A 1,165-nucleotide genomic window follows, 5' to 3' on the forward strand; every position below is an offset into this window, starting at 1 on the left:
GGGATCATCTGGGCGATGAGCAGCACGAAGCTCAGCACGCCGCCGCCGCGCGGGCGCAGCTTGGCCAGCGAGTATGCCGCGGGCGCCGCGATCACCAGGGTCAGGGCCACGGTGCCCAGCCCGACGACGAGGCTGGTGGCGAGGTAGGGCCCCTGCTGCTCCAGCACCGCGCGGTAGCCGTCCAGCGTGCCGTGCACCGGGAACCAGTAGGGCGGCGACTTGCGCATGTCCTGGTCGCGGGTGAACGAGACGTTGATCATCCAGTAGACGGGGAACAGCATGAGCACGGTGAACACCACGCCCAGGCCGGTCCGCCACCAGGTGCGCCGGGTCGCCGTCATGCCGTGCCCTGCCTTCGCTGCGTACGGATGTAGACGAGGCCGAAGACCAGCGCGATCACGATCAGCAGGTTGCCGACCGCCGCGCCGGGTCCGAAGGACGGCAGCAGGTTGCCGAAGCCGAGCCGGTAGGACCAGGTGGCCAGCGTCGTGGACGCGTCGCTCGGGCCGCCCTTCGTCATGATCCAGATGATGTCGAACACCTTGAGCGTGTAGACCAGCCCGAGCAGCAGCGTGATCGCCGAGACCGGCCGCAGCAGCGGGAACGTCACCCGCCAGAACCGCTGCCAGCCGGTCGCCCCGTCCAGGGCCGCCGCCTCGTGGATGTGGGAGGGGATCGCCTGCAGCCCGCTGTAGAGCACCACCAGGTTGAACGGGATGCCGATCCAGATGTTGGCGATGGTCACCGACCACAGCGACCAGTCCGGCGAGGTCAGCCAGTTGACCGGGCCGACGCCGACCCAGCTCAGGGCCGCGTTGACCACGCCCGACTCGCTGTTGAGCATCCACGACCAGGTCGAGGACGACACGATCAGCGGCAGCAGCCACGGCACCAGGAACAACGCCCGCAGCGTCGCCGACAGCCGGAAGTTGCGGCTGAAGAACACCGCCAGCGCAAGCCCGATGGTGAACTGGAAGGCCAGCGACACCACGGTGAACACCACCGTGTGCCACAGCGCCGGGCCGAAGGTGGCATCGGCGAACACCTTCGCGTAGTTGGCGAACCCCGTGAACGGCGCGTCCCCCTGCACGAACGAACGCACCGTGTAGTTACGCAGGCTCAGATCGACGTTGCGATACAGCGGATAGACGTAGAACGCGAGCAG

Annotated in this window: 1 protein-coding gene and 1 pseudogene; both read right to left on the bottom strand. The window is 68.0% G+C overall.

Translation table 11 applies throughout. From position 1 onward, the window contains the following. Window positions 1-341: pseudogene (locus tag FLV34_RS39320) on the bottom strand (carbohydrate ABC transporter permease); the annotation flags it as partial. Beyond that, a partial coding sequence (locus FLV34_RS39325; protein WP_147945591.1) for a carbohydrate ABC transporter permease occupies window positions 338-1,165 on the bottom strand: 828 nt, incomplete at its 5' end. The gene FLV34_RS39325 and the pseudogene FLV34_RS39320, both read right to left, overlap by 4 nt.

It is taken from the genome of Microbispora sp. CSR-4 (assembly GCF_008033685.1).
Classification (GTDB): Bacteria; Actinomycetota; Actinomycetes; order Streptosporangiales; family Streptosporangiaceae; genus Microbispora.